The organism is Nannocystis exedens, assembly GCF_002343915.1.
GTDB classification, from domain to species: Bacteria; Myxococcota_A; Polyangia; order Nannocystales; family Nannocystaceae; genus Nannocystis; species Nannocystis exedens.
In genome coordinates this window covers 255,365-280,625 of the sequence record NZ_NETK01000001.1, presented here as the reverse complement: position 1 = coordinate 280,625, position 25,261 = coordinate 255,365, and the positions used below count along the sequence as shown (strand labels likewise).

The following is a 25,261-nucleotide window of genomic DNA, read 5'->3' as shown; positions in this document are numbered from 1 at the left end:
GTGGCGGCGGGCGAGCGCATGGCTCAAGGGACAGGTCGCATGGCCGAGAAGCCGTGGGCGCGCACGTAGTTGATGTGCATGCCCTTGCAGCCATGGTCGTACGAACATGTCTTGCAGCGCAGGCTCTTGACGTGGAAGCCGTCGTCGATGAAGCGGCGGGCGTAGCGGAAGATCTCGAGGCCGCCGTCGGGCCCGAGCTGGGCGGCGTCGAACACCCGGGGGCGCTCGCGCGGGGGCCGGCCGAGGACGCAGGCGGGCACGGCCTCGACCGGGACGGGGTGGCGGAAGGCGGCGAAGAAGGCGACGAGGTCGAGGTCGAGCTCGGCCGACTCGGTCAGGCGCTCGCGCGCGGGCTGGCGCAGGACCAGGCGCGGCGGGGCGCGATCGAGGGCGAGCAGCCAGGGCTCGGCGGCGCGCGAGAGCAGGAGGACGACGTCGAGATCGAGGTGGAGGCCGAGGAGGGCGGCGGCCGCGGCCGGATCGGCGACGACGACGCGGGTGAGGCGCTTGCCGGCGAGCGTGACGGGCTGGCCTTCGGGACCTGGCGCCGCGGACATGTCCGAAAGGCGGGCGAGGAGGGCGGCGGGATCGGCGAGCTCGAGCTCGAGCTCGGGGACGCCGGGGAATTCGGCGGCGAGGGCCTCGGCGGCGGCGAGGTCGGGCGCGACCAGCCACAGCGCGCGCGGCTCGGCGGCGGCCGCGAGGGCGCGGGCGTCGAGGCGCGGGCGCGCGGGACTGGCGGGGAGCGAGGGGCCGGCGCCGAGCAGCGGCAGGCGGAGGCGGCGCGGGCCGGCGGGAGCGGTCGGCTGCGCCGCGGCCTCGGGGTGGCCGGGCGAGTTGGCGTGAGGGACATGTCCCGAGGGACCGGCGGACGAGTTCGGCGGCAGGAGGGCGGGGCGGCCGGGCGAGGTGTCGTGAGGGACATGTCCCGAAAGACCGGCAGAGGGGGTCGGCGGCAGGACGTCGGGGCGGCCGGGCGAGGTGGCGTGAGGGACATGTCCCGAGGGACCGGCGGAGGGGGTGGGCGGCAGGACGTCGGGGCGGCCGGGCGAGGTGGCGGGAGGGACATGTCCCGAGGGACCGGCAGCCGCCTGCGCGGCGCTTTCGCGCGAGCTCGGCGAGGTGTCTGCGAGGACATGCCCCGACGCGTCGGCTGCAGGCTCGGCCGTGAGGTCGGCTCGGTCGCGCGCGCGGGCGGCGCGGGCCTCGGCCATGCCGGCGGCGGCCTCGTCGGCGGTGCCGCCCCAGGCCTCGGGGCTGTCCTCGGGGGCATGTCCCGAGAGACCTGCGGCCAGGGCCCGCTCGGCGAGGACGCGGCGCAGGCGGGCGGCCGCGTGCTGGCGGCTGGCCGGGTCGCCGCCGTAGGCGACGGGGGCGTGGCGCTCGGCGGCGGCGTCGACGCGCAGGACCTCGAAGGCTCGCCCGGCGAGGTCGGCCCGGACGTCGTCGAGGCGGTCGCACAGCGGCTGGAGGTAGCAGTGCTTGCACCGCTCGGGGGCACGGCAGTCGAGCGGGATGTCGTGCTCGAGCAGCAGCGCGTACTCCTCCTTGCGGCCGCGGACCTCCTCGATCAGCTTGTGCGGGTCCTGGATCAGATCCTCGAAGCCCTCGAGGTGCTGCGGCGGGAACCGGTTGAGCCAGACATGGATCCCGGGCCTCCGCGCGTAGGCGAAGGCCTCGAGCAGGTAGGGCCGCATGGCCTCGAGGTCGTAGAAGAGGACCTCGCGGCCCTCGCTGTAGGCGCGCCCGAACGGGATGACGTGCAGCAGGTCGAACTCGCGCACGCCCATGGCGGTGAAGGTGGCCATGAGCTCGGGCAACTGCTTGACGTTGCCGCGGTTGACGCAGACGTCGATGTTGACGACCGGCCGGCCGTCGGCGAGCGCGCCCCGCAGGCCCTTGACCTCCTCGTCGAAGGCGCCCCTGGTGCCGACGAGGGCGTCGTGGATCCGGGCGTTGGGGCCGTGGATCGAGAACGTGATCTCGCTGAGGCCGGCGTCGAGGGCGGCCCGCAGGAAGGCCGGATAGGCGAACATGCGGCCGTTGGTGACGGTCTGGATCTTGCGATACCCGGCCCGCCTGCCGAGGCGCACGAAGTCGACGAAGTTGGGGTGGATGGTGGGCTCGCCGCCGGAGAGGATCAGGCGCGTGGCGCCGCGCCGGCGGCCGTCGAGGATCTGGGCCTTGATCTCCTCGCGGTCGCGGTTCGTGCCGTTGTGCGTGTGCGCGTCGAGGCAGAACACGCAGCGGTCGTTGCAGTCGAACGTCAGCCGGACCCAGTTGCGCCGCTCGTGCGCGGCCTCTTCGTGCTGCACCGCGGTGGCGGGGAGAGCGTCCATTCCGGGCCAATCGTACCCGGCGCCCCGCGCAGGCCGCAAGCGTGCTAACGTCGCCGGCCGTGCGCCCCGGCCGCGTCCTCGTCGTCCATCCGCCCGTGTCGGTGGCGCGGGACTTCATCGATTACCCGTACTTCGTCGACCTCGGGGCGGTCCAGCTGGCAGCGGTGCTCGAGGCGCGAGGGATCGAGTGCGACCTGGTCGACGCGTACGCGCTGCCGGCGAGGCAGGAGACGCTGCGCGGCGCGGAGGACGTGCGGTCCGCGACAGGCGAGCGGCGAGGCGACGACGCGGGCGAGGTCCGCCACGCGGCGTCGGGGCTGCGCTGGCGCGACGACGGGCGGGCGCACCTGGGGGCGACGGTCGCGGCGACGCTGGCCGCGTGCCCGCCGACGACGGCGGCGATCGTGGTCGCGGTCACGCCGTTCCACCGGCCGCCGGCGCGCGACGACCTCCTCGGCGACCTCCTCGCCGGGCTGCGGGGGCGTTACGGCGAGGCGGCGCCGATCGTGCTGGCCGACTGCTACCAGTCAGGGCAGCACTACGTGGCGGCGCCGCAGCTGCTCGCCAGCTACCCGGAGGCCGCGGCGTACGTGCAGTTCGAGGCCGAGGTGACGGTGCCGGCGCTGCTGCAGGCGTACCTCGCGGGCGGGCCGGCGCCGCGCGGGCTGCACCGCGGGGAACAACCTGTCCTCGAGGACCTGCCCGTTCCGGCATGGTCGAAGGTCGACCTCGCGGCGTACCACGAGTTCCACGCGGCGGTGGTCCGCGGGCTCGGCCGCGGCGGGTGGGCGTTCCCGATCGACGGGCGCACGCTGCCGGCGGTGACGAGCCGCGGGTGCCCGTTCCAGTGCGCGCACTGCAGCTCGAACCCGGACGTGGCGGCGGGCCGGCCGAAGACGCAGCGCCGCCACTCGCGGGCGTCGCTGCATCGGCTGTTGACGGCGCTGGCGCGCGAGCACGCGGCCGAGCGGGTGTTCGTGCTCGACGAGCTGATCAACGTCCACCCGGCGCACTTCGATCATGTCCTCGAGGACATCCAGGCGCTCGACCTGCGCTTCGAGCTGCCCAACGGGCTGCGCGCCGACTACCTCGAGCCGCGCCACCTGCAGGCGATGCGCGGGCGGATCACGACCCTCAGCGTCAGCGCGGAGAGCGGGGTGCAGCGGGTGGTCGACGAGGTGGTCGGCAAGCGGCTCGACCTGGCGGCGATCGTGCGCGCGGCCGAGGCGGCGGCGGCGGCGGGGGTGCCGCTGATGATCCACTACATCATCGGCCAGCCGGGCGAGTCGGCGGCGGAGATCAACCAGACGCTGAGCTTCGCGCTGGATCTGTGGGACAGGTTCAAGGCGTGGCCGGCGGTGCAGTTCGCGACGCCGCTGCCGGGCACGCGCCTGGCTCGCTCGCTGCCGCTGGCGCCGCCGCCCGAGGACGGCGACTGGGGGCCGCGGTTCCAGCGGGCGCCGACCGGGGCGACGGTGCCGGCCGCGCTGCTGGAGAAGTTCCGCTGGACGTTCGAGCAGCGGCTGCGGGCGTCGCAGGGGCCGCGCAAGCTGGTGATGAACGCGACCTACGCGTGCAACAACCACTGCAGCTTCTGCGCGGTCGGCACGCGCACGCAGCTCCACGGCGACGGCGAGCGCCTGCGCGAGCAGCTGGCCCACTACCGCAAGCAAGGGGTCGAGCTGCTCGACATCGACGGGGGCGAGCCGACGCTGCACCCCGACCTGCTGGGCCTCATCCGCCACGCGCGCGCGCTCGGCTACCGGGCGATCAACGTGACGACCAACGGCCGGCTGTGCGCGTACGAGGCGTTCGCGGCCCGCCTGGTCAACTCGGGGCTGTCGTCGCTGCTGTTCAGCGTCCACGGGGCGGACGCCCGCACGCACGCGCAGAACGTCGGGGTCGCCGAGGCCTTCGAGCAGACGCTCGCAGGGGTGCGCAACGCGGTCCGCCTGGCCCCGCGCGGGGTCGAGCTCGGCCTCAACGTGACGATCACCAAGCACAACGAGGCGCAGCTCGAGGGCATCACGGCGCTGGCGTGGTCGCTCGGGCTGCGCTGGGTGAACTATCAATTCCTGACGCCGTTCGGGCGGGCGACGGCGATGCTGGCCCCCGACACGGCCCGCGCGGCAGCGGCCCTGAGCGCGGTGATCGAGGCGTGGCAGGCGCGGATGAAGCTGCAGATCATCAACCTGCCGTTCTGCTTCATGCCGGGCCACGAGGCGCGGATGCAGGGCGACCTCGGCAAGCTCGAGCGCCACATGGCGTTCGTCAACAACGAGACGGTCAACCTGGCGCAGTACCTCGCCGAGCGCCGGATCCGCAAGCCGGTGTGCGCGTCGTGCCCGCACGCGTGCTTCTGCGGCGGCTTCTACGAGCTCGACGAGGTGCCCGAGCCGCCGTGGCTGATCGCGCCGGAGGACCTGGTGCGCCCGCTGGCCGATCCGCGCCGCCACGAGTCGGTGCCGGCCGAGCTCCGCGAGCGCCTGCGCAAGCGCGCGGGGTCGCCGTGAGCCAGGCGCCGGCGCGCCCGCGCTGCGGCTGTCCCGAAGTGCAGGTGGTCGCGGGGCGGGCGAGCGCGTGCGCGCCGATGGCGGGGGTGCTGGGCCGCGGGGGGTCGCCGTGAACGCGGCGCCGGCGTGCCCGCGCTGCGGCTGTCCCGAAGTGCAGGTGGTCGCGGGGCGGGCGAGCGCGTGCGCGCCGATGCCCGTGCCCGAGGCGCTGCGTTGTCCGCGGTGCGAGAACACGGGGACGCGGCTGCCGCTGCACGGGCGGCCGATCGTGCGCTGGGAGCACGAGGGGCCGAGCGAGGGGGAAGGCTGACCGAAGGGTCAGGTGATTTCGATCCTCGGGCCGAGGGACGCCGGCCGCCATACCCGCATGCGGGCGGTCGACGAGCGGGCGGTGCATCGCGTCCGGCGGCTCGCCGCGTCTGCGAGTCCTCGCGGTCGTGCGTCACGGGACCGATCGTGAGTGCTGCGAGACGAGGCAATGATCGGCGGCTGCCCTGCCATGAATCATGCGTCATCGGGCCGGTGGCCCGAGCTGCTCCGGGCGTGATGTCGATACTGCCGATCCGTGTCTCGGGGGCAACTCCGGCGCGCCTGTGCAGGATGTAGGTCCGAGTTCGTGAGGCCGCGCGGCGGCCGGCGCGCGCGACAGGTGCCGCGAAAAGGTTGTAACAGCGACGAGGCCACGGGGACTGAGGGGGGAGCGCGGCCCCGGCGGCCGCGCGCTCTTTCGAGGTTCTTCGATGCGTCTCGTGTTGCAGTTCTCCACCCTCTGCGCGGTGCTTGCGATCGCGCCGTCCGTGCTGGCCGCGCCGCCGCACATCACCTCGCTCTCGTCGGCCTCCGTGACGCAAAACGGGCGCGTGCGGATCGCCGGCGCCGACTTCGGCAAGGCGCCCGGGCTGGTCCAGGGCGCGCGCGTGGAGATCGGGGGCGTGCCGGTGGCGACCGCGCGCTGGGAGGACACGGCGATCAGCGCCTACGTCACGCAGGACGTGCCGCTCGGGGACACGACGCTGCGCGTGATCACCAGCGAGGGCGCGAGCGAGGCGGTGCCGCTGACGATCGAGCCGCTGCCGCCGCCGGACGGGCGGATCGCGTGGCGGTTCCAGGTCGACGGGATGTCGATCGGCCACCGCAGCGGGATCGGCCCGGACGGGACGGTGATCGCCGTCGACGCGCTCGGGTTCGTGTACGCGCTCGCGCCCGACGGCCTCCTGAAATGGATCCACGACGGGCCGCGGCAGGCCGGTCACGAGCACGGCAGCGGCAGCGAGGGACCGGTGGCGGTCGGCGCCGACGGGTCGAGCTACGTGGGGATCGACCCGCTCGGCCCGGACCTGCAATTGCACGCGCTGGCGCCCGACGGGACGCTGAAGTGGATCCTGAACGAGTCGTGGGCCAACACCGTGTCGGGGCCGGCGGTCGGACCGGAGGGCGACGTGTACTGGGCGGTGACGGCGCCCGGCGGCGGGCTGCAGCGGATCAAGCCCTCCGGGGAATTGGTGTGGAGCAGCGCCGGGGAGCCGTCGCTGAGCGGCGGGTACTACGAGCGCTCGCACGAGCTGCTGTTCGGGCCGTCGCGCGCGAACGGGCCGAACGACCAGGCGTACTTCGCGGTGACGCTCGGCGACATTTATCATGGGATGCCGACGCCGCCGTTCCTGTTCGGCTTCGGCCTCGACGGACAGCAGCGATTCGCGACGTACGTGCAATCGATGTCGGGCTCGTTCTCTCCTCGCGGGCAGGTGGCGGTGGGGCCGGACGGTCGCGTGTATCTGTCGAGCTGGGGGCTCCCCGACGGCTGGGGGCTGCACGCGTACGAGCCCGGCGGCGGCGAGCGGGTGTGGTCGTATCATCCGGACCCCGGCAACGTGGTGTCGACGCCCGAGTTCGACGCCGACGGCAACCTGTACGTGATGCACGACGGGGCGTACTTGACGTCGCTCGACGCCCAGGGCTCGCTGCGCTGGGAGAGCTGGATGGACCCGGGCTCGCGGCTGGGACCGTCGCTGAGCCCCGACGGCGACACGATCCTGATCGACGGGATGAACATCGCGCCCGACGGGGAGCTCGTCGCCTACGAGGCGGCGACGGGGGCGCAATTGTGGAAGATCATGTTCCCGATCGAGAACGGGACCTATCAGATGCCGAGCGCGCGGGCGCGGTTCACGGCCGACGGCTCGCGGGCGTACGTCAGCACCGCAATCGGCGGGCAGCCCGACGAGGACGTGTACGGCTGGCTGTACGCGGTCGAGATCGAGGCGGCGACGGATCCGGGGGAGGAGACGGAGGGCGAGGGCGGCACCACCGGTGAGCCGGATCCGGGGGGCAGCTCCGACGCGACCGGCGAGCCGGGCACGAGCACCGGCGAGACGGGCGCGAGCTCCGGCGCGGCGCCGACGACGGCGCCAGAGGAGACGTCGACGGGCGCGGAGACGGGCGAGGACGAGGGCGGCGACGGAGGGTCCTCGGCCGGCGAGACCGGCGGGCAGGACGACCCGGGCGCGGAGGGCTGCGGCTGCCGCAGCGCGAACGCGGGCGGCGCCGGGTGGCTGCTGGCGCTGCCATGGCTCGTGCGAGGGCGACGCCGGCGTCACCGGCGGTAGCGCGAGGACGAGCCGGGCTCACGCGGCCGGTCCGCGGATGTGCGGAAGGACATGCCCACAGAGACATGGCGAAAGAGTCATGTTCGTTTCGACATGTCCGGGCAGGCTTCATGACGACGTTGGACGAGCGCGAATAGAGCGAGTGAATGGACATGCTCGACGGTTAGGTCTCGTCGAGCATGTTCAAGGTGACAGCGACGGAGCGAGGCGCGCCTGCAGGGCGGGTGGTTGCCGGGTTGGCGGTGACGAGGGGATTGTCGCCCGTCGACGCGACGGCGGCGGGAGGGGCGGGCAGGTCGGCGCGGCGGCGCTGGATGGGCCCGCGTCATCGCGCTGTCCGGGCGTTCGCCGCGGGCGGGGCCTCGCTGTTCGAGCGTACCGCCGAGGCGCCGCGGAGGTCGGCTGCCGCGCACCGGGAGTCGCCGGCGGCTGCCCGTCGGGGGCCCTGAGGCGGGCCGCCGACGGGACGCGTGCGGGCGGCGGAGGAGGGCCGCACGCGGCGGGACGACGGGCGGCCGCGGCGATCCGGCCCGCGCGGCGGCCGACGTGCGGGGGCGGCGAGCGGCTCTTGGTGAGGGCGTCGACGCGGCCGCGGCGAGCGCCGCGAAGGCGACGAGCATTGCCACGCGCTCGCCGGTGGCTCGCTCCTATAGAAGGAATCGATGCACTGGCAGATTGATCGCGGCGGCGATGTGCTGGCATATTCGCGCGATCGATCGGCGAACGACATTCGATATCGCGCAGGCGCGGACGACTCCGGCGCGACCGACGATCGCGCCAGGCGGACGACATTGATAGCAGTCGGCGAGGCGGTCGCAGCGGCGGAAATAAAGCCCGTTCGTGCGGTTCTCCGCGCGCCCCGCCGCCGCGGCGAGGCCCCGGCAATTCCCTGGAATTCGCGGCTGTAATAGCACGGAGAGGGGGTTATCTCAATGATGGTCGTTGTCGTCGTTTGCGCTCCACCACACCGTAGCTTTGCCTACCCGGGACTACCAACCAATAGTTCGTCCGGAAGAGCTCAGGCGGGATTGACCCGCCGGCTGCTTTCGAGACAGAGAAAGGAAACCCTCCCATGTTGCGTACCATTCTTGTATTGTTCCCCGCGCTCGCGTTCTCGATGCCTGTCACGGCGACGGCCTCGGACGAAGCTCGGTGGGGTGGTAGCCATCAGGGCTACGGTCAAAACGAACTGCTGCAGCTCGAGACCTGCCTGGCCGAGGTGGAGCAGCTGACCCAGAACCGCTCGTGCACGATCCTCGACGCCGAGGAGTGCCTGGCGGCGTGCGACGTGGCGGCGGACTCCGAAGACGCCAGCCGCTGCCGCAGCGCGTGCGACGACTCGGGCGTGGCGGTCTGTGAGCGCTGGAGCGGCGGCCAGGGCTTCGATCAAGACGTCGGCCAGGGCCTCGGCAAAGACGTCCACCCGCCGGTCCTCCCGGGGGTGATGCCGGATATCGACCAGAACATCGGCAAGGGCGACATCGGCCAGGGCTTCGGCAAGGGCGACATCGGCCAGGGCTTCGGCAAGGGCGACATGGGCCAGGGCTTCGGCAAGCACGAGATGGACCAGAACATCGGCAAGCTCGAGGAGGAGTTTGAGCAGGAGCTGGTGCAGGACCTCGACCAGAACATCGGCAAGGATCTGGACCAGGAGCTCGGTCAGGATCTCGACCAGACGATCGGCAAGAACGTCGGCAAGGTCGAGCAGGAGCTGCTCCAGGACCTCGACCAGAACATCGGCCCGAACATCGACCAGAACATCGGCAAGATGGTCGAGGACGAGCTCGGCCAGGATCTGGACCAGACGATCGGCCAGGATCTGGATCAGACGATCGGCAAGGATCTGGACCAGACGATCGGCAAGGATCTGGACCAGACGATCGGCAAGGATCTGGACCAGACGATCGGCAAGGATCTGGACCAGACGATCGGCAAGCCGGGCTTCGGCAAGCGCTGGGGCCAGGGCTACGGCCAGCAGGGCTACGGCCAGCAGGGCTACGGCAAGGACGTCGACCAGGGCTTCGGCAAGGACGTCGACCAGGGCTTCGGCAAGGACGTCGACCAGGGCTTCGGCAAGGACGTCGACCAGGGCTTCGGCAAGGACGTCGACCAGGGCTTCGGCAAGGACGTCGACCAGGGCTTCGGCAAGGACCAGACCATCGGCAAGCCGGGGTACGGTCAGCGCTGGGGTAAGCCGGGCTACACCCAGGGCTTCGGCAAGGAGCCGAATCCGGTCACCCCGGGCCAGTTCGACCAGGATCTGGTGTACGTCACCGGCTCGGAGTGCGTGATGCTGGTGACGCAGGGCGTCGGCAAGCACGTCGGCAAGTGAGCCGACCGCGGCGGGTCGGCCCGACGATCGCCTGACGATCGCGCCGGCCCGCCAGCAGCGGAGCGCTCGAGCCCGCTCGGGCGCTCCGCTTCGAGCGGCGAGGACCTCGCCTCGTCGCTGATCCGCTGACCCATTCCCCCGAGTCTCGGCGCCACCCGGCGCAGCGCCCGAACGGCAGATCGAGCGCACCTCCCCGACTCGGCGACGAACCCCCGCGGCGGCCTCGCCCCCGCGGCTCGTCGTAAACCCTACCGGCGACCGTCACGCTGACCTCGACTGGATGGATCTCCCGCCGGTCTCCTCCGTGCGACCCATGCCGCGCCGCGCTCGCCTGTCGTCTCGGTGAGCCGACTCCGACACCGTCGCACTGCCGTCATTGTCCGGATCGATCCGTCGATCCTGTGAATCGCGCTCACGCAGGGGACCGCTTCGGCGGGGCCTCACCGGCGCTGCGAGACGAGAGGAGAATCATGCGAGGCTGTCGCTCGACGCTGCGTGACGACCGCTCCGCCTCGATGTCGCTCCCGAGGACCCGGCGGCGATGCTGCCGCTGACGACGACGGAGAACGTGCGAATCGGTCAGACCATTTTTTTTCGAGGTGTCTCATGTCATTCACGATTCCATCCTCATCCTCCGCGAGCCGTCTCGCGGGCCGTCTCACCTTCCGCGCCGCGCTGGCGCTCGGCATGCTCTGCTCGGGGCTGTCCGCCTGTGACGAGCCGCTCGACGAGACCGACGAGCTCGCCGCCGACGAGGAAGACGAGCCGGCGCTCACCGAGGAGCAGGAGGAGGCGCTGCTTTACCGCGAGGGTTGGACGAAGGCGGACGACCCCCGCCTCCTGAGCAAGGACTTCAATTACGAGCTCGACGATCTGCCGCGCGAGGGCTGGGCGGAGCGCGCGCCGTGGCCGGGCTACTACTGGCCGACCTACAACGACAGCATCAACTACCGCTGGGCGGGCTCGAAGATCCGCTCGCCGGCCGAGAAGTACGGGGCGGCGTTCGGCCGCGCGGGGGTCGGCGCGGTGATCTCCAGCCGGTTCGGCATCGGCAGCATCGAAGGCACCAAGTCGTGCCGCTACGACTCCGACTGCGCGAACGTGAAGGGGCGCGTGTGCGGGCGCCGGCGCGGCGAGTCGCGCGGCCGCTGCATCGAGACGTGGATGGGCCTGTGCCACGCGTGGGCGCCCGCCGCGATCATGGAGCGCGAGCCCGAGCACGGCGTCACCTACAACGGGGTCCACTTCGAGATCTCCGACCTCAAGGCGCTCATCAGCCTGACCTACACCGAGGGCCTGTCGGTCCGCTTCATGTCGCTGCGCTGCAACACGAAGGGCAGCATCAAGAGCCAGGCGTGCCAGGACACCAACGCCGGCAGCTTCCACGTCGCGCTGACCAACATGCTCGGAATCCAGGGCGACTCGTTCGTGTTCGACCGCACCTACGACCGCGAGGTCTGGAACCACCCGGTGGTCGGCTACAAGGTGACCCGCGACGAGCAGGTCTCGGCCGCGACCGCGAACGACATGCTCGGCCGGGGCGGCTCGGAGTACCGCTTCAACCCCAACGCCGCGGAGCTGCGGCGCGTCCGCACGGAGGTCTACTGGATCAACGAGGCGGGCCCGGGCTATAACCAACAGCTGGTCGAAAACATCGCGACGTTCACGTTCACCGAGCGCTACGACTACATCCTCGAGCTCGACGGCGTCGGTCGGATCATCGGCGGCGAGTGGGTCGGCGGGTCGAAGCGCCGCCACCCGGACTTCGTGTGGCGGCCGATGACGAAGAAGGACACGACGGTGGCCGGGGTGGTCTCGTACAGCGAGGTCGAGCAGCTCATGCAGCTGGCCGGCGGCGGGCGCTGAGCGCGGCCGGTGAGACCGCGGAGCGGCGCGCGAGCGGCGAGCGCAGGGGAGTCCTCGCCGGTCCGCGCGACGCTCCGCGGTCCGATCGATGCGCGCGGCGGCCCCGCGCGTGACGCGTCGGATCGATTCGCGCTACCGCGAATCGGTCCTTCGCGCTTTGCGGGCCCGGGACCGGCCCGCGCGATCGCGTCGGTAGACCGGTGGATGTCCCCGCGACGAGCGCCGGCGGCCCGGCGGACGACGGCCCCGGGGGACGCCCGAATCGGGGCGGCACGGAGGCGGTCGGCCCGGGCGCCGGTCGGCGCGATCGTGACCGCGACGCCGATCGATCGCCGCCGTTTCGCGCGATCGGGTAACGTGGCGTCATGTTGAGAGACTGTTTTTTGCAAGTTGCTCAATCGTCGCGCTCGATCGCCGTGTTGTCGCTGCTGGCGAGCGGCTGCCCGGACTCCGGCGATACCAGCGCCGGGACGGCGAGCGAGGCGTCGACGACGACCGGCACCGCGACCGAGCCGACGACGGGCAACGTGAACCCGACGACGACCACGCAGACGACCGACGACCCGACCGGCGGGACCAGCACGGTCGGCACCGAGGGCACCGGCGTGTCGACCACCGACGAGACGACGACGACCACGCAGGGCGTCGACACGACGACCTCGGACACGACGACGACCGGCACCAGCGAGCCGGGGACGACGACGAGCACCACCACGGACGGGACGACGACGACGACGGGTGAGACGACGACGACGACGACGACCGGCGAGACGACGGAGACGACCGGCGAGCCGGCCAGCGACATCGAGATCGTGATCACCGCCGACAACGCCTACGGGTTCGCGTACGGCACCGACGACAACATCTCGATGTACTGGGGCGGGATCGAGAACACGACGGCGGGGCAGATCTTCAACTGCGGCGAGGGACCGGAGAAGTACGTGGTGCCCTACGAGGAGGCCGACAACGCCAGCTTCCTCTACATCATCGCCTGGGCCGACTCGTCGGTGACGCAGGGCGTGCTGGCCCGCTTCCGCCGCAAGGACGGCGGCGGCAACTTCGGCGAGGACGTGTTCACCGGCACCGAGGGCTGGGAGGTGTGCGCGACCGGGGTCGACTACCAGCCGGGCAGCGGCGGGCCGTCGCTTCAGGTGATCAACGACCACATCGTCAAGTGCAACCAGGGCGCGCTCGACCCGAACACGACCAGCGTCGGCTGGGTCGACGAGGTCGGCACGCAGTACGGCGCGGTCGCGTTCGGCGAGGACAACACGACGCCGTACAACGGCGGGCCGATGGCCGGCAACGAGTTCCCGCTGGTGTGCCCGATGGACATGCCGGCCGAGGCGAAGTGGATGTGGTTCAACTGGGACCCGGCCAACGTGAAGCCGCCGCAGAGCCCGTTCATGTGGCCGGGCGGCGGCGGCAACCCCGACCACCAGTTCCTCATCTTCCGCTTCGCGGCCGAGCTGGTGCCGATCCCGATGTGAGCCCGACGGGCGGCGCGGTCGCGGACGGCTGGCCGAAGAGACATGTTCGTGCGGAACGACCGCGCGGCCGTCGCCCGCGGGTCCGGTGGGCTGGCCGAAGAGACGTGTTCATCGACGTCGAGCCGCGCGCGGGCCGGTCGTCCGCGGGTCCGACGGGCTGGTCGAAGAGACATGTCGGAGCCGACCCGCACCACGGGTCGTCCGCGCGCCTCCCGGGGGCTGCGCACGGCCCCGATCACGCCGGGGCGCGGCAGCGCGGTCCAGGGTCGAGCTCGGACGGCCTCAGGCGCCGTCGCGGGTGCCGTCGAGCCAGTCGCAGGCGCCGGCCGCGGCTTCCGCCAGGTCCGGGTCGGGGGCCGAGGCGAGCGCGCGAAGGTCGGGGAGCAGCGCGTCGAGCCCCTCCGCGCCGTAGGACTTCGCCTGCACGACGACGCCGATCGTGCGCGACGGGTCCTCCGCGAGTCTCGCCCGCAGGAATGCGACGCTGCCCGCGCCCCACGTCACCACGAGCGTGGCGATCTGCCAGAAGACGTCGCGGTACTCCGCGGCCGCCCACACGCGCCGCAGCAATTCGGCCCCGCGCTCGGGCCCGAGGCCCTGGGCCACTCGCGCGAGGTGCGCGAGGCGCTCCTGGTGCGCGAGCCATGCTTCCCCGGGACGGCGCCGGGTGCTCTCCGCCGGGTCGTCGGGGGGGTCCGCCACGGCGGAGAGTCTAGCCGAGTGCGGCGCCGATGGACGCGACGCACGGCCAGCGCGCCGCCGGCCCGCGGCGGGTTGCCAGGACGGGGCGGATTGACTATACCGCGGGCACGTCTGGCGGACGCAAAGTGCCCCCAATCGCGTGACGCGACCGGGTAATCCCGCAGGGAGGACACATGAGGACCACCGACGTCGTTCAAGGCTATGATTTGTGGGCGTCCACGTACGACCGCATCGACAACCCGCTGGTGGCGATGACGGCCGTGGCGATGCGGCGCTGGCACCCGGAGGGGCGGCGCGTGCTCGAGCTCGGGTGCGGGACGGGGCGCAACGCGCCGTTCCTGCTGGCGCGCGGGTTCGAGGAGTACGTCGGCGTCGACGTGTCGCCGGGGATGCTGGCGGCTGCCGCCCGCAACGTGCCCGACCCGCGGGCCCGCTTCGTCCACCGCGACGCCGCCGAGGCGCTGGAGCTGCACGGGTTCGACGGCGCGCTGCTGAGCCTCGTGCTCGAGCACGCGGAGGACGTGGCGCCGCTGCTGGCCGCGGCGGCCCGGGCGGTGCGACCGGGCGGCTGGCTGCACGTCTTCGAGATCCACCCGCGCTGGCGCGCCGACGGCGGGCGCGCCCACTTCCACCACGAGGGCGAGGACCTGTACCTGCCGAGCTACCTGCACGACGTGGCGGAGCTCCACGCGGCGATGGGCGCTGCGTGGACGCTGGTGTCGGCGACCGACTGGTACGCCGATCCGTCGGCCAGCGCCAAGCTGGCGCGCCGCCGCGGCCAGCCGGTGCTGCTCGAGGTGGCGGCGGTGCGGACGTAGCCCGCGTCGGGAGATGTCCCGAGGGACAGGTAATCCCGGCGCGGTGCGCACGCAGGCCCGCGTCGAGAGATGTCCCGAGAGACAGCCCGGTCGTCGTCGCGGTGAGCGGCGGCCCGGCTCGCGGCGGGCCGCGGCGCCGCGCGAGCCTCAGGCGCGCGCGCGGTCGGGGACGCGCATGCCGTCGACGAACACGTCGGCGAGGGTCTCGGCGAATTGCTCGATGCTCAGGCCCTGGCGCAGCGGGTCGTCGCGCACGAGCGGGGCGAAGCGGGTCAGCGCCTGGAGGACGACGGAGCGGGCGTGCCGCTCCTCGTCGGTCCACTGCGCCGGCGCGACGGCGGCGTCGAGGAGGTGACCCATGAAGCTGTTGGCGTCGGCCATGGCCTGGCCGACGCGCTCGGGCATGGCCTCGACCAGCGCGGCCAGCATGTCGGGGTCGCCGGCGGAGGCGCGGGTGAGCAGCGGCGAGGCGGCGACCATGAGGATCGAGGCGCGCACCCACTGCCGCAGGCGCTCCCGCGCGTCGAGGGTGGGGGCCTCGAAGCCGTCGAGCAGGGCGAACAGCCGCAGCTTCTCGTAGGCGCAGGCGACGTAGAGGACGTCGAGCTTGGTGGTGAAGTAGAGGTAGACCGTGCCCTTGGCGATGCCGGCGGCGCGGGCGATGTCGTCGATGCTGGTCTTGCGGTAGCCGTGGGCGACGAACAGGCCGACCGCGGCCTCGATGATCTTCAGCCGCTTCTTGCCCTTGCTGCTCTCGGGGTCGATGTCACCCACCGCGTCCTCGAGGACGGCGCGCATCTCGGCGAGGCTCTCGAAATTCATTGCTGACCAATTTGACAGAACCAGTCAGTTAGTCAATACTGCTCGAGAGCCCGTCGGAGAGCCGTTTGGAGCCGCAACCGGCGCGAAACCGCGCGCCCGCTCCGCCGCCCGCGCGGGCCTCAGGAGACAAGAAGATGAAATGGAGTGAAATGCGCGAGCTCAGCCGCATGCAGCGCGAGGGCCGGCCGCTCGGCGACATCGCGGCGCTGAAGTTCGCTTACCTGGCCGGACCGAAGCACACCGGCAACGACCGCCTGCACACGCTGCCGGCGCCGTGCCTCGAGGTCGACCTGGCCGCGCTGCGGGCGCTGCCCGAGGGCACGGTCGGCCGCGCGTTCGCCCACCAGCTCGACCGCAACAACCTCGAGCCGCTGGTGATCAGCGACGAGATGAAGCGGCGCCTGGCCGACAACCCGCTGGCGCTGCGCTACACGACCACGCACGACCTGGTCCACGTGCTGACCGGCTTCCCGACCACGCCGGCCGGCGAGATCGGGGTGTTCGCGTTCATGATCGGGCAGGGCTTCGGCTCGTCGTCGGCGATGCTGTGGCTGAGCACCGTGATCTACTCGCTGCTGATGCCGCTGCACATCCCCGGGGTGTGGCACAACGTCCGCGTCGGGCTGCGCATGGCCAAGGAGGCCGAGCCGATGCTCGAGGCGCGGCTCGAGGACCTGCTGCCGGTCCCGCTGACGGAGGCGCGCCGGCGGCTCGGGGTGCGCCCCGAGACGGTCGCCGCGATCGCGCCAGGGCACGAGAGCTGGCTGGCCAACCGGCTCCTCGCCAAGCCGCCGGCCAAGGCGATGGCCTGAGCGCCCGCCGGGGGCGCGACATGTCCCGGAGGACATGTCGAGGAGGCAGGTGGACGTGTCCGGCGGACAGGTGCGTCGGCGCGAGCTTGGGTGTTGGACAGGACATGTCCATGAGGACATGTGCGTGGGCGCGAGCGCGGTAGTATCGATCGAACATGTCCCGGAGGGCATGCGCGTGGACTAGCCGTGCGGGTCGGCGTCGAGGGCGACGTCGAGGAAGGCGTGGCCGTCGCGCTCGAACACGGCGCCGTGGCGGAGCGCGAGCGGGTGGGCGAAGCCCGGCAGGTCGGTGACGAGGGTGTGGAACTCGCCGCGCTCGCCGCACGGGTCGACGTCGGGCGGCAGCGCGGCCAACAGCTCGCGATCGAAGCTCCGGCCGAGCCAGGCGGCGGACAGGCGGGCGAGGTCGACGGCGACCACGGTGGCCCGCAGTCCGCCGGCGATCATCGCCCGCGCGAGGGCGCCGGTGTCCTCGCCCCACAGCGGGAAGACGGCGCGCAGACCTGTCCCTCGGAGCATGTCCTCGCGGTAAGCCCGGATGTCGGCCAGGAACAGGTCGCCGAACGCGATCGCCTCGACCTGCTCGGCGCGGGCGCGGGCGATCACGGCCGTCATCTTCGCCTCGTAGGTCGCGTTGGGGCACGGGTCGGGCAGGGCGACCTCCCACAGCGGCAGGCCGAGCGCGTCGGCCTGGGCCAGCAGGGCGGCCCGCGGGGTGCGGTGCATGACGACGCGCTCGTCGTCCGCGCGCGTGGTGGTGAGCAGGCCGACGAGCTCGACGGCCGGGTCGCGGGCGAGCGCGACGCCGGCCCACGCGGAGTCCTTGCCGCCGCTCCAGGCGAGGATCGTTCGGGCGCGCTCTCGCGGCATCGCGCTCGTTCGTAGCAGAAGATCGCGCGAGCCCGCGAGCGGCCGCGCGGCTTGACGCCGGCGCCGAGCTCGCTCTACGCTGGCCATGGAGGCTCAGTCCGGGCTTCCTTCTCATTCATTTTAAGAAAAACAGCTCGGACGCTTACCTCCACCTTTCTCCGCCCGTCGCCATGGGAGCCACCTTCACCGCCACCCGCGAGGCGCTGCTGCGCCGCCAGGGGCTGGTGTTCGTGGCCCCGGGCCGGGCGACGGCGAGCGAGCGGCACCTGCAGGCGATCGAGCTCGAGCTGGCGCAGCTCGGCTACGTGGCGTCGCGGCGGCTGCGGCAGCGGCTGGCGACCCTGGCGCCCGACGAGCTCGCGCTGCAGCCGCGCCTCGTCGCCGCCGCGCTGGCGGCCCAGGTCGGGGCGAACGTCCGCTACACGCCGCTGTTCCGCCGGTTCCCCGAGGATGTCCCGAGGGACACGTCGGAGCTGTACCTGCGCAAGCTGCTGAGCCACTTCCTGCAGGCCGAGGGCCAGCCGTGCGTGTTCTGCCGCCGGGTCGGCACGACGCACGTGCTGAGCCCGTGCATGCACGTGGTCTGCGACCACTGCTTCGACGGCGCCAACTACAGCGCGTGCCCGGTGTGCGAGCACCACGTCGACCGCGACTCGCCGTTCTTCAAGCCGGGGCGGCTGCTCCAGCGCAGCCTGCCGCGCGAGAAGGTCCGCTTCAAGCTGCTCGACCTCGGCGAGGACCTGCCGGCCGCGGCGCGGGCGCTGTTCGAGTCGTTCTGCGCGCGCACGCAGGTGATGTCGCCGGTCGACGCCGGCGACCTCGGGGCGATCGCGGACGAGTTCGGCGAGCAGGTGCTGGCGTGGCTGCCGGACGAGATCGCGGTGCGCGAGAACGTGGCGCGGATCTTCGGCGCGCTGCTGCGCAAGTGCAACGCGCCGGCGACCTTCGCGGTGGCGCGGGCCCACCTGGCGACCGCGACCGACGTGCTGCGCACGCTCGCGGTGTTCTCCGGCGCCGACCCGTCGCTGCAGGGCGAGGTCGTGCGGCGTCGGGTCCAGCAACCCGCGCCGGAGCAGCCCGCCGCCGGCGGACTGCAGGCCCGGCTCAAGAAGGTGTTCGCCGGCCAGGAGCGGCTGCCGAAGGCGCGGACGGTGACGGTGGTGACGCACAAGTACCGCTTCAAGGTGGCGCCGCTGCCGCGGCCGCTGCGGCGAGCCGTGCTGGCCCACCTCGAGTCGATGCACCCCGACGGGCTCGTCGAGGACATGCTGCGCCACCGCTCGTACTGGCAGTGGCTGGGGCAGTTCCTCCACCCGCACGAGTTCGCCGGGCGGTTCCCGAAGGTCGCGCGGGCGTTCGCCACGGTCCGCAAGAAGGCGCCCGACGGCACGCCGGCGCCGCGGTTCGTCGGCTTCTACGCGGCGATCGAGGCGGCGGCGCGGGCCGGCGACGCGGCGGCGATGGTCGAGCGGCTGCAGGCGCGCCCCGGCGAGCTGGGCCGGCGCTTCGACCACGCGCTGCGGGTCGCGGGCGCCGACGCGGGCGCCCAGGACGTCGTGATCTCGGCGTTCGTCGCGGCGGCGCCGCGGCTGGCCAACCCCCTGCTGTTGACGCTGCACGGCCACCTGCCGGCGCGCGGGCGGCCGACGGCGCTGCGCGTGTTCTGGCCCAAGGGACAGGTCACGAAGGGCACGTCGGCGCCGGACCGGCGCGCGCCGCTGGCCCCGCGGGCGATCGCGGCGGCGGGCGCGGCGGTCGAGCGCGAGCTGCTGCGCCGCCTCGCCGACAAGCCGGGGTTCGAGACCTGCGTGCTCGACGAGGGGCTGCGCGACGTCGTCGTGCCGTTCAACGAGCGCACGGCGAGCCGCGCGGCGGTGTCGCTGCCGCGCGGCTCGCGGGTGGCGCTGCCGGCCGGCGAGGTGGTGCGGCTGTTCCTCCACTGGTGCCAGCCGGAGGCCGGCCAGACCACCGACATCGACCTGTCGGTCGCCTTCTACGACGAATCGTGGGAGTACGTCGGTGTGTGCTCCTATTATCAATTGCGGTTCGACGGGCCCGACGGCCAGCCGATCGCGCAGAGCTCCGGCGACCTGCGCAGCGCGCCGTTCCCCGACGGCGCCGCCGAATTCGTCGACGTCCACCGCGAGCGCGCCAAAGCCCGCGGGATCCGCTACGCGGTGACGGTCGTCAACAACTACGCCGGCCTGGCGTTCTCGCGGCTCGAGCGGGCGTGGGCCGGGATGATGCTGCGCAGCGACCTCGGCGGGCAGCACTTCGACGCGCGCAAGGTCGAGCTCAAGTTCGACCTGCAGGGCGACAACGGCGTGTTCATGCCGCTGGTGCTCGACGTCGCCGAATCGACGATGCACTGGCTCGACGTCTATTCGACCGGGCAATTCGAGATGAACAACGTGGCGACGTCGAACAAGGCGATCACGAAGATCTGCCCGGAGATGATCGGCTACTTCGCCAGCGGGGTCCGGATCTCGATGTTCGAGCTGGCGCTGCTGCACGCGGCGGCGCGCGGCCGGCAGGTGATCGTGCGCGGGGCGGGCAGAGTGCGCGGCTTCGCGCGTATGGCCAATGAATCGGCGGAGCAGTTCTTGCGGCGGATCCGCGCCGGCGAGGGCGCGACCCCGTCGTCGCCCGCGGCCTCGGGCGCGCCGGTGTTCGCGGCGCTGGTCCACGGCGACCTCGAGCTGCCGCCGGGCAGCGTGTGTTACGCGCTGTTCCGCGACCGGGTGATCGCACCGATCGCGGCCAGCGACCTGTTGTCGTGATCGCCGGCGCCGGCGCACCTCGCTGCGGCGCGCGTGCGCGGCCGCGGGGCGGCTGCTAGCCTTGGCTCGGCTCGATGCGTGCGCTCGAAGGACAGCCCCCCGTCGCCCGCGAGCCGTATCGCAGCTTCGTCGAGACGGCGCTCGAGCGGGCGCTGCGGGAGGGGCTGCCGGCCTGGTCCGAGCCCGGGCCGCCGCACGAGCTCTGGGGCGCCGCGCGCGTGGCGGCTGTGTTCACCGCGGCGGTGTTCGGCGTGGCGATGGTGCCGCAGCTGTTCGCGGCGTTCCTGCTGTGGAACGTGTTCGCCCTGGCCCGCAGCGCGGTCGACCCCGAGGTCCCGGCCGACGGCTGGCTGCGGCGACGGATCGCCCGCTACCCGCTGCCGGTCGGCGATCTGCGGTCGTGGCTGCTGCACGGCGCGGTGTGGTTCGGCAAGCTCGAGCTGGTGCTGCGCCAGGGGAGCGAGCTCGCGGTCGCCGCGGTGCGGCTGGTCGAGCCCGATGCGCGGCTGGCGTGGACCGGGCCGGCGACGCTGCGGGTCGACGTGCCGTGGGCGCGGCAGGGCGGCGATCACCGCCGCTTCGACCGCCTGGTCCGCTTCCTCGCCGCCCACCGCGGCGAGCTGCAGCTGGTCCGGATCGCGCTGGTGCCGCGGGATGAACCTGGCCTCAAGGTCATGTCTCAGGCGCCACGTCGGCGGCCGACCTGGAACCCCGAGGCCGAGGCGCCGCGCGCGATCAGCCCCGGGCGCGCCAGTCGGCCAGCGCCTGCGCCTCCTGCTCCGCGGTGAGGGCGAATTTCGGCGCGTCGCGCCGCTCGGTGGGGACGGTGGGCCACCACTCGAGGGTGTCGCGCACGGTCTCGGCCAGCGGGCGGAACCGCAGGCCGGCGGCCACGGCCTTGGCGTTGCGGGTCGACATGTGGCCGAGGTCGTTGCCCTTCAACATGACCCAAGGGACAGCATCGGAGATGCCGTGGGCCTCGAGGAAGGCGTAGTCGTCGACCCACACGAGGCGAGCCTCGGGGTTGGCGGCGGCCCGCGCGGCCTCGAGGAATTGCGGCATGGTGATCGGCTCGCGCGGGCCGACGGCGTTGTAGATCCCGCTGCGCCCGTCCTCGAGCAGGCGCAGCATGAACTCGGCGAGGTCGCGCACGTCGATGAGCTGGACCGGGTCGTCGCGGCGCCCGGGCGCGAGCACGTCGCCGCCGCGCTGCAGGCGGACGGGCCAGTAGGGGAAGCGATCGGTGGTGTCGCCGGGGCCGACGATGTAGGTCGGCCGGACGACGAGGCCGCGCTCGCCGAAGGCCTGCAGGACCTCGCGCTCGCAGCGGGCCTTGGCCACGCCGTAGGCCTCGGAGCCGTCCTCGGGATCGGTGACCTCGGTGCGCACGGGCCAGGTCTCGTCGGCGCCGGGCTGCAAATAGGGGTAGTAGACGCCGGTCGAGGAGGTGAAGAGATAGCGGCCGACCTGGTCCTTGAGCAATTGCGTCGACTGCCGGACCCATTCGGGGCGGGTGGCGGAGTCGTCGACGACGATGTCCCAGCGCCGACCGGCGAGGATGCCGAGCTGGCCGTCGCGGTCGCCGAGCAGCCGCTCCACGCTGTCCGGCAGGTCGGCCTTGCGCCGCCCGCGGGTGAAGATGGATACGCGATGACCGCGGGCGACGGCGTGCCGCACGAGGTGCGGGCCGATGAAGCCGGTGCCGCCGAGGACCAGCAGGTCGAGCGCGCGCGGCGGGGGCTCGGGCGGGGCGACGGGCCGCCGCGGACCGCAGGCGGCGGCGGGGAGGGCGGCGGTGAGCGCGAGGAAGCGGCGGCGGGTGGGCATGACGATCGACGGAAAAGGATACGAGGCGGGTCGGGTCCGATAAAGCCGCGCGCAGCGGGCGGTTCGTCGGCGAAGCAGGTGCGGGCGGCCGACAGGCGGGCGTTCGGCCGCGCGGTGGCGCCGGAGGCGACAGAATCGCCGAGCTGCGGCCATTGTGAAGGGGAAAGGACGCAGGCAGGGCCGACCGACGTCGATCCGACTCCGGTGGAATGCCCCTCCGGGGCGCGCGGTTCCGGAGGCCCGCGCCGGAGTGCCAGGCCGCGGGCCAGCGAGAACCGACATGATCATCGACCGAATTGCCATCATCCTCACGGCCCTGCTGATCGGGGCCTGTCCCGGCGAGAAGAACGACACCGACGCGACCGCGGGACCGACGACCGGCGGCGACGAGACGGGGACCGCGAGCGAATCGGCGTCGTCGACCGACGGGGCGTCGACCGACGGGACGTCGGAGCCGACCACGACGGGGTCGCCGACGACGCCGGCGACCAGCGGCGAGTCGGACTCGACGAGCCCCGGCGAGACCAGCACCGGCGAACCACCGGACGCCACGGTCTGTCAGAAGTACTGCGTGATGCTGGCCAAGTGCGTCGGGCTCACGCCCGAGGAGGCGGCGAGCTGCCCGGAGGATTGCGAGGCGGAGCTGGCCGAGCTCGCGGGCGAGTGCCGGGCGGCCGCGACGGCGACGATGGCGTGTCACGCCGGGCTGACGTGCCAGCAGCTCGAGGACCTCGAGCAGGGTGAGGAAGGGCCGTGCACCGACGAGGCCATCGCCCAGGAGGACGTGTGCGGCTTCGGCAACACGTGCAGCATCGGCGGCGGCGGCGGCGACGGGATGTGCGAGTGGTCGCGCGAGTGCGCGGGCGAGCCGACGATGACGATGCGCTGCGACGAGGCGGCCTGCGAGTGCTTCGAGGACGAGGTCAAGTTCGGCGAGTGCGCGTCCGAGCCGGTCTGCGACGACCCCGACCTGCTCGAGGCCAAGGCGCTGTCGTGCTGCGGGATCGGGGCCTAGCCGCCGCGACGGTCTCGCTCGCCCGCGATCGCGCTCCCCGGGCCGCAGGCGTCGCCACGGCCGTCCGCCGCTCGCAGTCCGGCTCGATCGCTCGCAGGCGCCCTGTCTCCGAGAGCATGTCCTGAAGGCAATGTGTGGACGCGCGACCTCGCGGCGCGGTCAAGGCGGGCGCGCTCCGGCGCGTGGCGCGATCGCACGGCCCGTCGTGATAGCTTGGCGCGATGCGCTTCGCTTCGAGGTACGGGTGGATGATGCTGGTCGGCTGGGCTTCGGCCTGCGGTGGTGGTGGCGGCGGCAGCGGGAGCACCGACGACGGCGCCACGACCGGGCCGGCGAGCACGACGACGGGGACGGGCACGAGCGAGGCGAGCCTGTCGACGGGGACAGAGCCGACGACGGCGAGCACCGGCAGTGACACGGTCGGGCCGACGACGGGCGCGCCGCCGACGACGACGACGACGACGGGCGTCGGCGAGACGACCGACCCCGGCGAGACGACCGCGAACACGACCGGCGAGGCCGAGCCGCCGGATCTGTGCGCCGGGCTGGTGCAGGATCTGATGGACCGGCCGATGACGCCGCTCGCCAAACCGGGGCTCGGCGAGGCGGTGGTGGACGCGGAGTTCGGGACGACGATCCGGCGCATCACCAGCGTCGAGCCGGTGGGCGAAAATCCGGTGATCAAGCCGGCGTACAGCACGATCGCGGCGTGGAACACGGACGAGACGCGGCTCATCCTCTACGACGTCTCGAAGGGCCACCTGCTCTACGACGGCGAGACCTACGAGCCGCTGAAGAGCCTGCCGATCGCGCCGCCGGACCTCGAGCAGTTCTACTGGCACGGCTCGGAGCCGTCGATCGTGCTCTACGTGCATGGCAAGACGCTGGTGCGCTTCGACGTCGACACCGAGGTCGAGGAGCCGGTCCACACCTTCGATTTTTGCGGCGGCCCGGTCAGCGCCGGGAGCGACCCGCTGTTCTCGTCGTGGGACTCCGACCGCCTCGGTCTCGGCTGCGACGACCAGGTGTTCGTGTTCGACGTCGCCACGAACTCGGTGCTCGGCCAGCAGACGCTCGGCGAGAACCCGGCCCAGGTCGCGCCCAGCGGCGCGCTGGCGTACCTGAGCGACACCGGCCGGGTCACCGATCCGGCGTTGAACGTGCTGCGCACCCTCGACCTGGCCGAGCCGTGGGGCCACGCGTCGCTCGGGCGGCTCACCAACGGGCACGACACGTGGAACGGCGTGGTCTACGACGCGGGCCCGGGCGGCAACGACGACATCGGCATGCTCGTGACCTGGGACCTGACCGACGGGACCTCGAAGGTGATCGTCGGGCCGAAGACGGGCTACCCGTATCCGCCCGCGGGGCACATCTCGGCGCTGGCGATCCACCGACCCGGCTGGGTGGTGGTGTCGACGATCGGCGACCCCGCCGGGCAGGGGCTCCTCGACCTCGAGCTCCTGCTCGCCGACACGAACACCGGGCAGGTGTGCCGCGCGGGCCGTCATCGCAGCTGGGGGCACCACAACATGCAGATCGGCGAGCCGTACTGGGCCGCCCCGACGGCGGTGCCGAGCCCGAGCGGGACGCGGATCCTGTTCGGCAGCGACTGGGGCGGCGGCGGGACGGTCGACACGTACGTGGTCGAGCTGCCGAGTTACACGCCGTGACGACCTGTCCCCGCGGACAGGTACGAGGGGCGCCGCTCCGTCGCGGCGCTCAGGCGGCGTCGAGCTCGGGGTAGCGGCGGAAGATGCCGTGCTCGTTGAAGGCCTGCCGGCGCGGCGACGCGAGGTAGGCGGCGATCCGCGGCCGCTCGGCGACGCGGTCGCGCAGGCGCAGCAGCTCGGGCACGCGGCGCGCCTGGCGGGCGAACGCGCGCGGGAACGCGTACTCGAGGCCGAGCAGGGCCTGCAGCAGCGACAGGTCGGCGTGGCAGCAGGCGTCGCCGAGCAGCCACGGGCCGCCGCTACTTTGCAGCGCGCGGTCGAAGTAGCCGAGGAACTTGGGCATCCGCTGGTCGCGGAAGGCGGCGGCGCGCAGCTTCGCGGCGTCGCGCTGCTCCTCGTAGTACTGCGCGGTGGAGATCGGGTGGTGCGTGTCGTGGACCTCGGCGACGAGGTCGCTGATCGTGAGCTGCAGCTGCATGGCCTGGGCGCGGCCGCCTTCTGTCCCCGGGGACAGGTCGTGGCGATCGCCGAGGAAGCCGCAGATGTTGGCGGTCTGGGCGATCACCAGCGCTCCGACGCGGAGGATCGGCGGGGCGAAGGCGGGCAGGCCGGGCAGCGACTCGAGCGCGCGGACGACGGCCGCCTCGCCGCCGCCCTCGGAGGCGGGCCGGCGGGCGACGTCGAGGTAGGGCGCGCCGGCGTCCTCGCACACGAGGCGCACGAACTCGCCGCGCCCGGGGATCCCCGGCCAGTAGTACAGCTCGTAGTGATCGGCGGCGACGTTCGCGGTGGGCAT

The 25,261-nt window shown here is 72.7% G+C and carries 19 protein-coding genes; 13 read left to right on the top strand and 6 right to left on the bottom strand.

Annotated elements, in window-relative coordinates; genetic code table 11:
* Positions 1 to 23: 23 nt before the first annotated feature.
* Positions 24 to 2,339 (bottom strand): radical SAM protein, encoded by a 2,316-nt coding sequence (locus NAEX_RS51910; RefSeq protein ID WP_211302332.1) that lies wholly within the window; start codon positions 2,337 to 2,339, stop codon positions 24 to 26.
* A 59-nt stretch (positions 2,340 to 2,398) separates the two neighbouring features.
* On the opposite strand from NAEX_RS51910, the gene NAEX_RS01035 reads away from it, so the two are divergent.
* The 7 genes from NAEX_RS01035 to NAEX_RS47110 all read left to right on the top strand — a co-directional run bounded on the left by NAEX_RS01035 (position 2,399) and on the right by NAEX_RS47110 (position 13,146).
* Complete coding sequence (locus NAEX_RS01035; protein WP_245913564.1) at positions 2,399 to 4,852, top strand: radical SAM protein; 2,454 nt, start codon at positions 2,399 to 2,401, stop codon at positions 4,850 to 4,852.
* A gap of 109 nt (positions 4,853 to 4,961) precedes the next feature.
* Complete coding sequence (locus NAEX_RS01030; protein ID WP_096325662.1) at positions 4,962 to 5,162, top strand: hypothetical protein; 201 nt, start codon at positions 4,962 to 4,964, stop codon at positions 5,160 to 5,162.
* A gap of 430 nt (positions 5,163 to 5,592) precedes the next feature.
* Entirely contained in the window at positions 5,593 to 7,458 is a 1,866-nt protein-coding gene (locus NAEX_RS01025; protein WP_096325661.1) for an outer membrane protein assembly factor BamB family protein, read from the top strand.
* Positions 7,459 to 8,120: 662 nt separating this feature from the next.
* Positions 8,121 to 8,366, top strand: a complete 246-nt coding sequence (locus NAEX_RS47120; protein WP_143141593.1) for a hypothetical protein — start codon at positions 8,121 to 8,123, stop codon at positions 8,364 to 8,366.
* A 164-nt stretch (positions 8,367 to 8,530) separates the two neighbouring features.
* Entirely contained in the window at positions 8,531 to 9,790 is a 1,260-nt protein-coding gene (locus tag NAEX_RS52680; protein ID WP_245913563.1) for a hypothetical protein, read from the top strand.
* Positions 9,791 to 10,396: 606 nt separating this feature from the next.
* Positions 10,397 to 11,656, top strand: a complete 1,260-nt coding sequence (locus tag NAEX_RS01015) for a hypothetical protein (protein ID WP_096325659.1) — start codon at positions 10,397 to 10,399, stop codon at positions 11,654 to 11,656.
* Positions 11,657 to 12,021: 365 nt separating this feature from the next.
* Positions 12,022 to 13,146: a hypothetical protein gene (locus NAEX_RS47110; protein ID WP_143141487.1), complete on the top strand. Its 1,125-nt coding sequence runs from the start codon at positions 12,022 to 12,024 to the stop codon at positions 13,144 to 13,146.
* 282 nt (positions 13,147 to 13,428) lie between these two features.
* Here NAEX_RS47110 and NAEX_RS01000 read toward each other — a convergent pair whose 3' ends face one another.
* Complete coding sequence (locus tag NAEX_RS01000) at positions 13,429 to 13,848, bottom strand: hypothetical protein (RefSeq protein WP_143141486.1); 420 nt, start codon at positions 13,846 to 13,848, stop codon at positions 13,429 to 13,431.
* 173 nt (positions 13,849 to 14,021) lie between these two features.
* Here NAEX_RS01000 and NAEX_RS00995 point away from each other — a divergent pair, with 173 nt between their 5' ends.
* Positions 14,022 to 14,666 carry a class I SAM-dependent methyltransferase gene (locus NAEX_RS00995; RefSeq protein ID WP_096325655.1) on the top strand — a complete coding sequence of 215 codons (645 nt, stop codon included), beginning with the start codon at positions 14,022 to 14,024 and terminating at the stop codon, positions 14,664 to 14,666.
* A gap of 147 nt (positions 14,667 to 14,813) precedes the next feature.
* Here the strand turns inward: NAEX_RS00995 and NAEX_RS00990 are convergent, their stop codons facing one another.
* Positions 14,814 to 15,488, bottom strand: coding sequence for a TetR/AcrR family transcriptional regulator (locus NAEX_RS00990; RefSeq protein ID WP_096325654.1), 675 nt, complete (start codon positions 15,486 to 15,488; stop codon positions 14,814 to 14,816).
* A gap of 134 nt (positions 15,489 to 15,622) precedes the next feature.
* Between NAEX_RS00990 and NAEX_RS00985 the strand changes: the two genes are divergently transcribed.
* Complete coding sequence (locus NAEX_RS00985; RefSeq protein WP_096325653.1) at positions 15,623 to 16,300, top strand: Coq4 family protein; 678 nt, start codon at positions 15,623 to 15,625, stop codon at positions 16,298 to 16,300.
* 180 nt (positions 16,301 to 16,480) lie between these two features.
* On the opposite strand, the gene NAEX_RS00980 is transcribed toward NAEX_RS00985, so the two are convergent.
* Entirely contained in the window at positions 16,481 to 17,170 is a 690-nt protein-coding gene (locus tag NAEX_RS00980; RefSeq protein WP_096325652.1) for a Dph6-related ATP pyrophosphatase, read from the bottom strand.
* 170 nt (positions 17,171 to 17,340) lie between these two features.
* On the opposite strand from NAEX_RS00980, the gene NAEX_RS00975 reads away from it, so the two are divergent.
* Together NAEX_RS00975 and NAEX_RS00970 are read left to right on the top strand one after the other, a co-directional pair.
* Positions 17,341 to 19,950, top strand: coding sequence for an MXAN_6230/SCO0854 family RING domain-containing protein (locus NAEX_RS00975; RefSeq protein ID WP_096325651.1), 2,610 nt, complete (start codon positions 17,341 to 17,343; stop codon positions 19,948 to 19,950).
* A 74-nt stretch (positions 19,951 to 20,024) separates the two neighbouring features.
* Positions 20,025 to 20,738 carry a hypothetical protein gene (locus NAEX_RS00970; RefSeq protein WP_096325650.1) on the top strand — a complete coding sequence of 238 codons (714 nt, stop codon included), beginning with the start codon at positions 20,025 to 20,027 and terminating at the stop codon, positions 20,736 to 20,738.
* Here NAEX_RS00970 and NAEX_RS00965 read toward each other — a convergent pair.
* The gene (locus NAEX_RS00965; RefSeq protein ID WP_170135350.1) at positions 20,686 to 21,777 is read right to left on the bottom strand and encodes an NAD-dependent epimerase/dehydratase family protein; all 1,092 of its coding nucleotides are present in this window, start codon (positions 21,775 to 21,777) and stop codon (positions 20,686 to 20,688) included. The genes NAEX_RS00970 and NAEX_RS00965 overlap by 53 nt on opposite strands.
* Before the next feature lie 280 nt (positions 21,778 to 22,057).
* On the opposite strand from NAEX_RS00965, the gene NAEX_RS47105 reads away from it, so the two are divergent.
* Complete coding sequence (locus NAEX_RS47105) at positions 22,058 to 22,792, top strand: hypothetical protein (RefSeq protein WP_143141484.1); 735 nt, start codon at positions 22,058 to 22,060, stop codon at positions 22,790 to 22,792.
* A 221-nt stretch (positions 22,793 to 23,013) separates the two neighbouring features.
* The gene (locus NAEX_RS00955; RefSeq protein ID WP_143141483.1) at positions 23,014 to 24,465 is read left to right on the top strand and encodes a hypothetical protein; all 1,452 of its coding nucleotides are present in this window, start codon (positions 23,014 to 23,016) and stop codon (positions 24,463 to 24,465) included.
* 49 nt (positions 24,466 to 24,514) lie between these two features.
* Here NAEX_RS00955 and NAEX_RS00950 read toward each other — a convergent pair whose 3' ends face one another.
* Positions 24,515 to 25,261: a glutathione S-transferase gene (locus NAEX_RS00950; RefSeq protein ID WP_096325646.1), complete on the bottom strand. Its 747-nt coding sequence runs from the start codon at positions 25,259 to 25,261 to the stop codon at positions 24,515 to 24,517.

Excerpts from the sequence above, each read along its gene's own strand:
- NAEX_RS01015 (WP_096325659.1), top strand. The coding sequence starts at position 10,397 with ATGTCATTCACGATTCCATCCTCATCCTCCGCGAGCCGTCTCGCGGGC.
- NAEX_RS00995 (WP_096325655.1), top strand. The coding sequence starts at position 14,022 with ATGAGGACCACCGACGTCGTTCAAGGCTATGATTTGTGGGCGTCCACG.
- NAEX_RS00955 (WP_143141483.1), top strand. The coding sequence starts at position 23,014 with ATGCGCTTCGCTTCGAGGTACGGGTGGATGATGCTGGTCGGCTGGGCT.
- NAEX_RS00980 (WP_096325652.1), bottom strand. The coding sequence starts at position 17,170 with ATGCCGCGAGAGCGCGCCCGAACGATCCTCGCCTGGAGCGGCGGCAAG.
- NAEX_RS47110 (WP_143141487.1), top strand. The coding sequence starts at position 12,022 with ATGTTGAGAGACTGTTTTTTGCAAGTTGCTCAATCGTCGCGCTCGATC.
- NAEX_RS52680 (WP_245913563.1), top strand. The coding sequence starts at position 8,531 with ATGTTGCGTACCATTCTTGTATTGTTCCCCGCGCTCGCGTTCTCGATG.
- NAEX_RS47105 (WP_143141484.1), top strand. The coding sequence starts at position 22,058 with ATGATCATCGACCGAATTGCCATCATCCTCACGGCCCTGCTGATCGGG.
- NAEX_RS47120 (WP_143141593.1), top strand. The coding sequence starts at position 8,121 with ATGCACTGGCAGATTGATCGCGGCGGCGATGTGCTGGCATATTCGCGC.
- NAEX_RS00950 (WP_096325646.1), bottom strand. The coding sequence starts at position 25,261 with ATGCCCACCGCGAACGTCGCCGCCGATCACTACGAGCTGTACTACTGG.
- NAEX_RS01025 (WP_096325661.1), top strand. The coding sequence starts at position 5,593 with ATGCGTCTCGTGTTGCAGTTCTCCACCCTCTGCGCGGTGCTTGCGATC.
- NAEX_RS00990 (WP_096325654.1), bottom strand. The coding sequence starts at position 15,488 with ATGAATTTCGAGAGCCTCGCCGAGATGCGCGCCGTCCTCGAGGACGCG.
- NAEX_RS00985 (WP_096325653.1), top strand. The coding sequence starts at position 15,623 with ATGAAATGGAGTGAAATGCGCGAGCTCAGCCGCATGCAGCGCGAGGGC.
- NAEX_RS00965 (WP_170135350.1), bottom strand. The coding sequence starts at position 21,777 with ATGCCCACCCGCCGCCGCTTCCTCGCGCTCACCGCCGCCCTCCCCGCC.
- NAEX_RS00970 (WP_096325650.1), top strand. The coding sequence starts at position 20,025 with ATGCGTGCGCTCGAAGGACAGCCCCCCGTCGCCCGCGAGCCGTATCGC.
- NAEX_RS51910 (WP_211302332.1), bottom strand. The coding sequence starts at position 2,339 with ATGGACGCTCTCCCCGCCACCGCGGTGCAGCACGAAGAGGCCGCGCAC.
- NAEX_RS00975 (WP_096325651.1), top strand. The coding sequence starts at position 17,341 with ATGGGAGCCACCTTCACCGCCACCCGCGAGGCGCTGCTGCGCCGCCAG.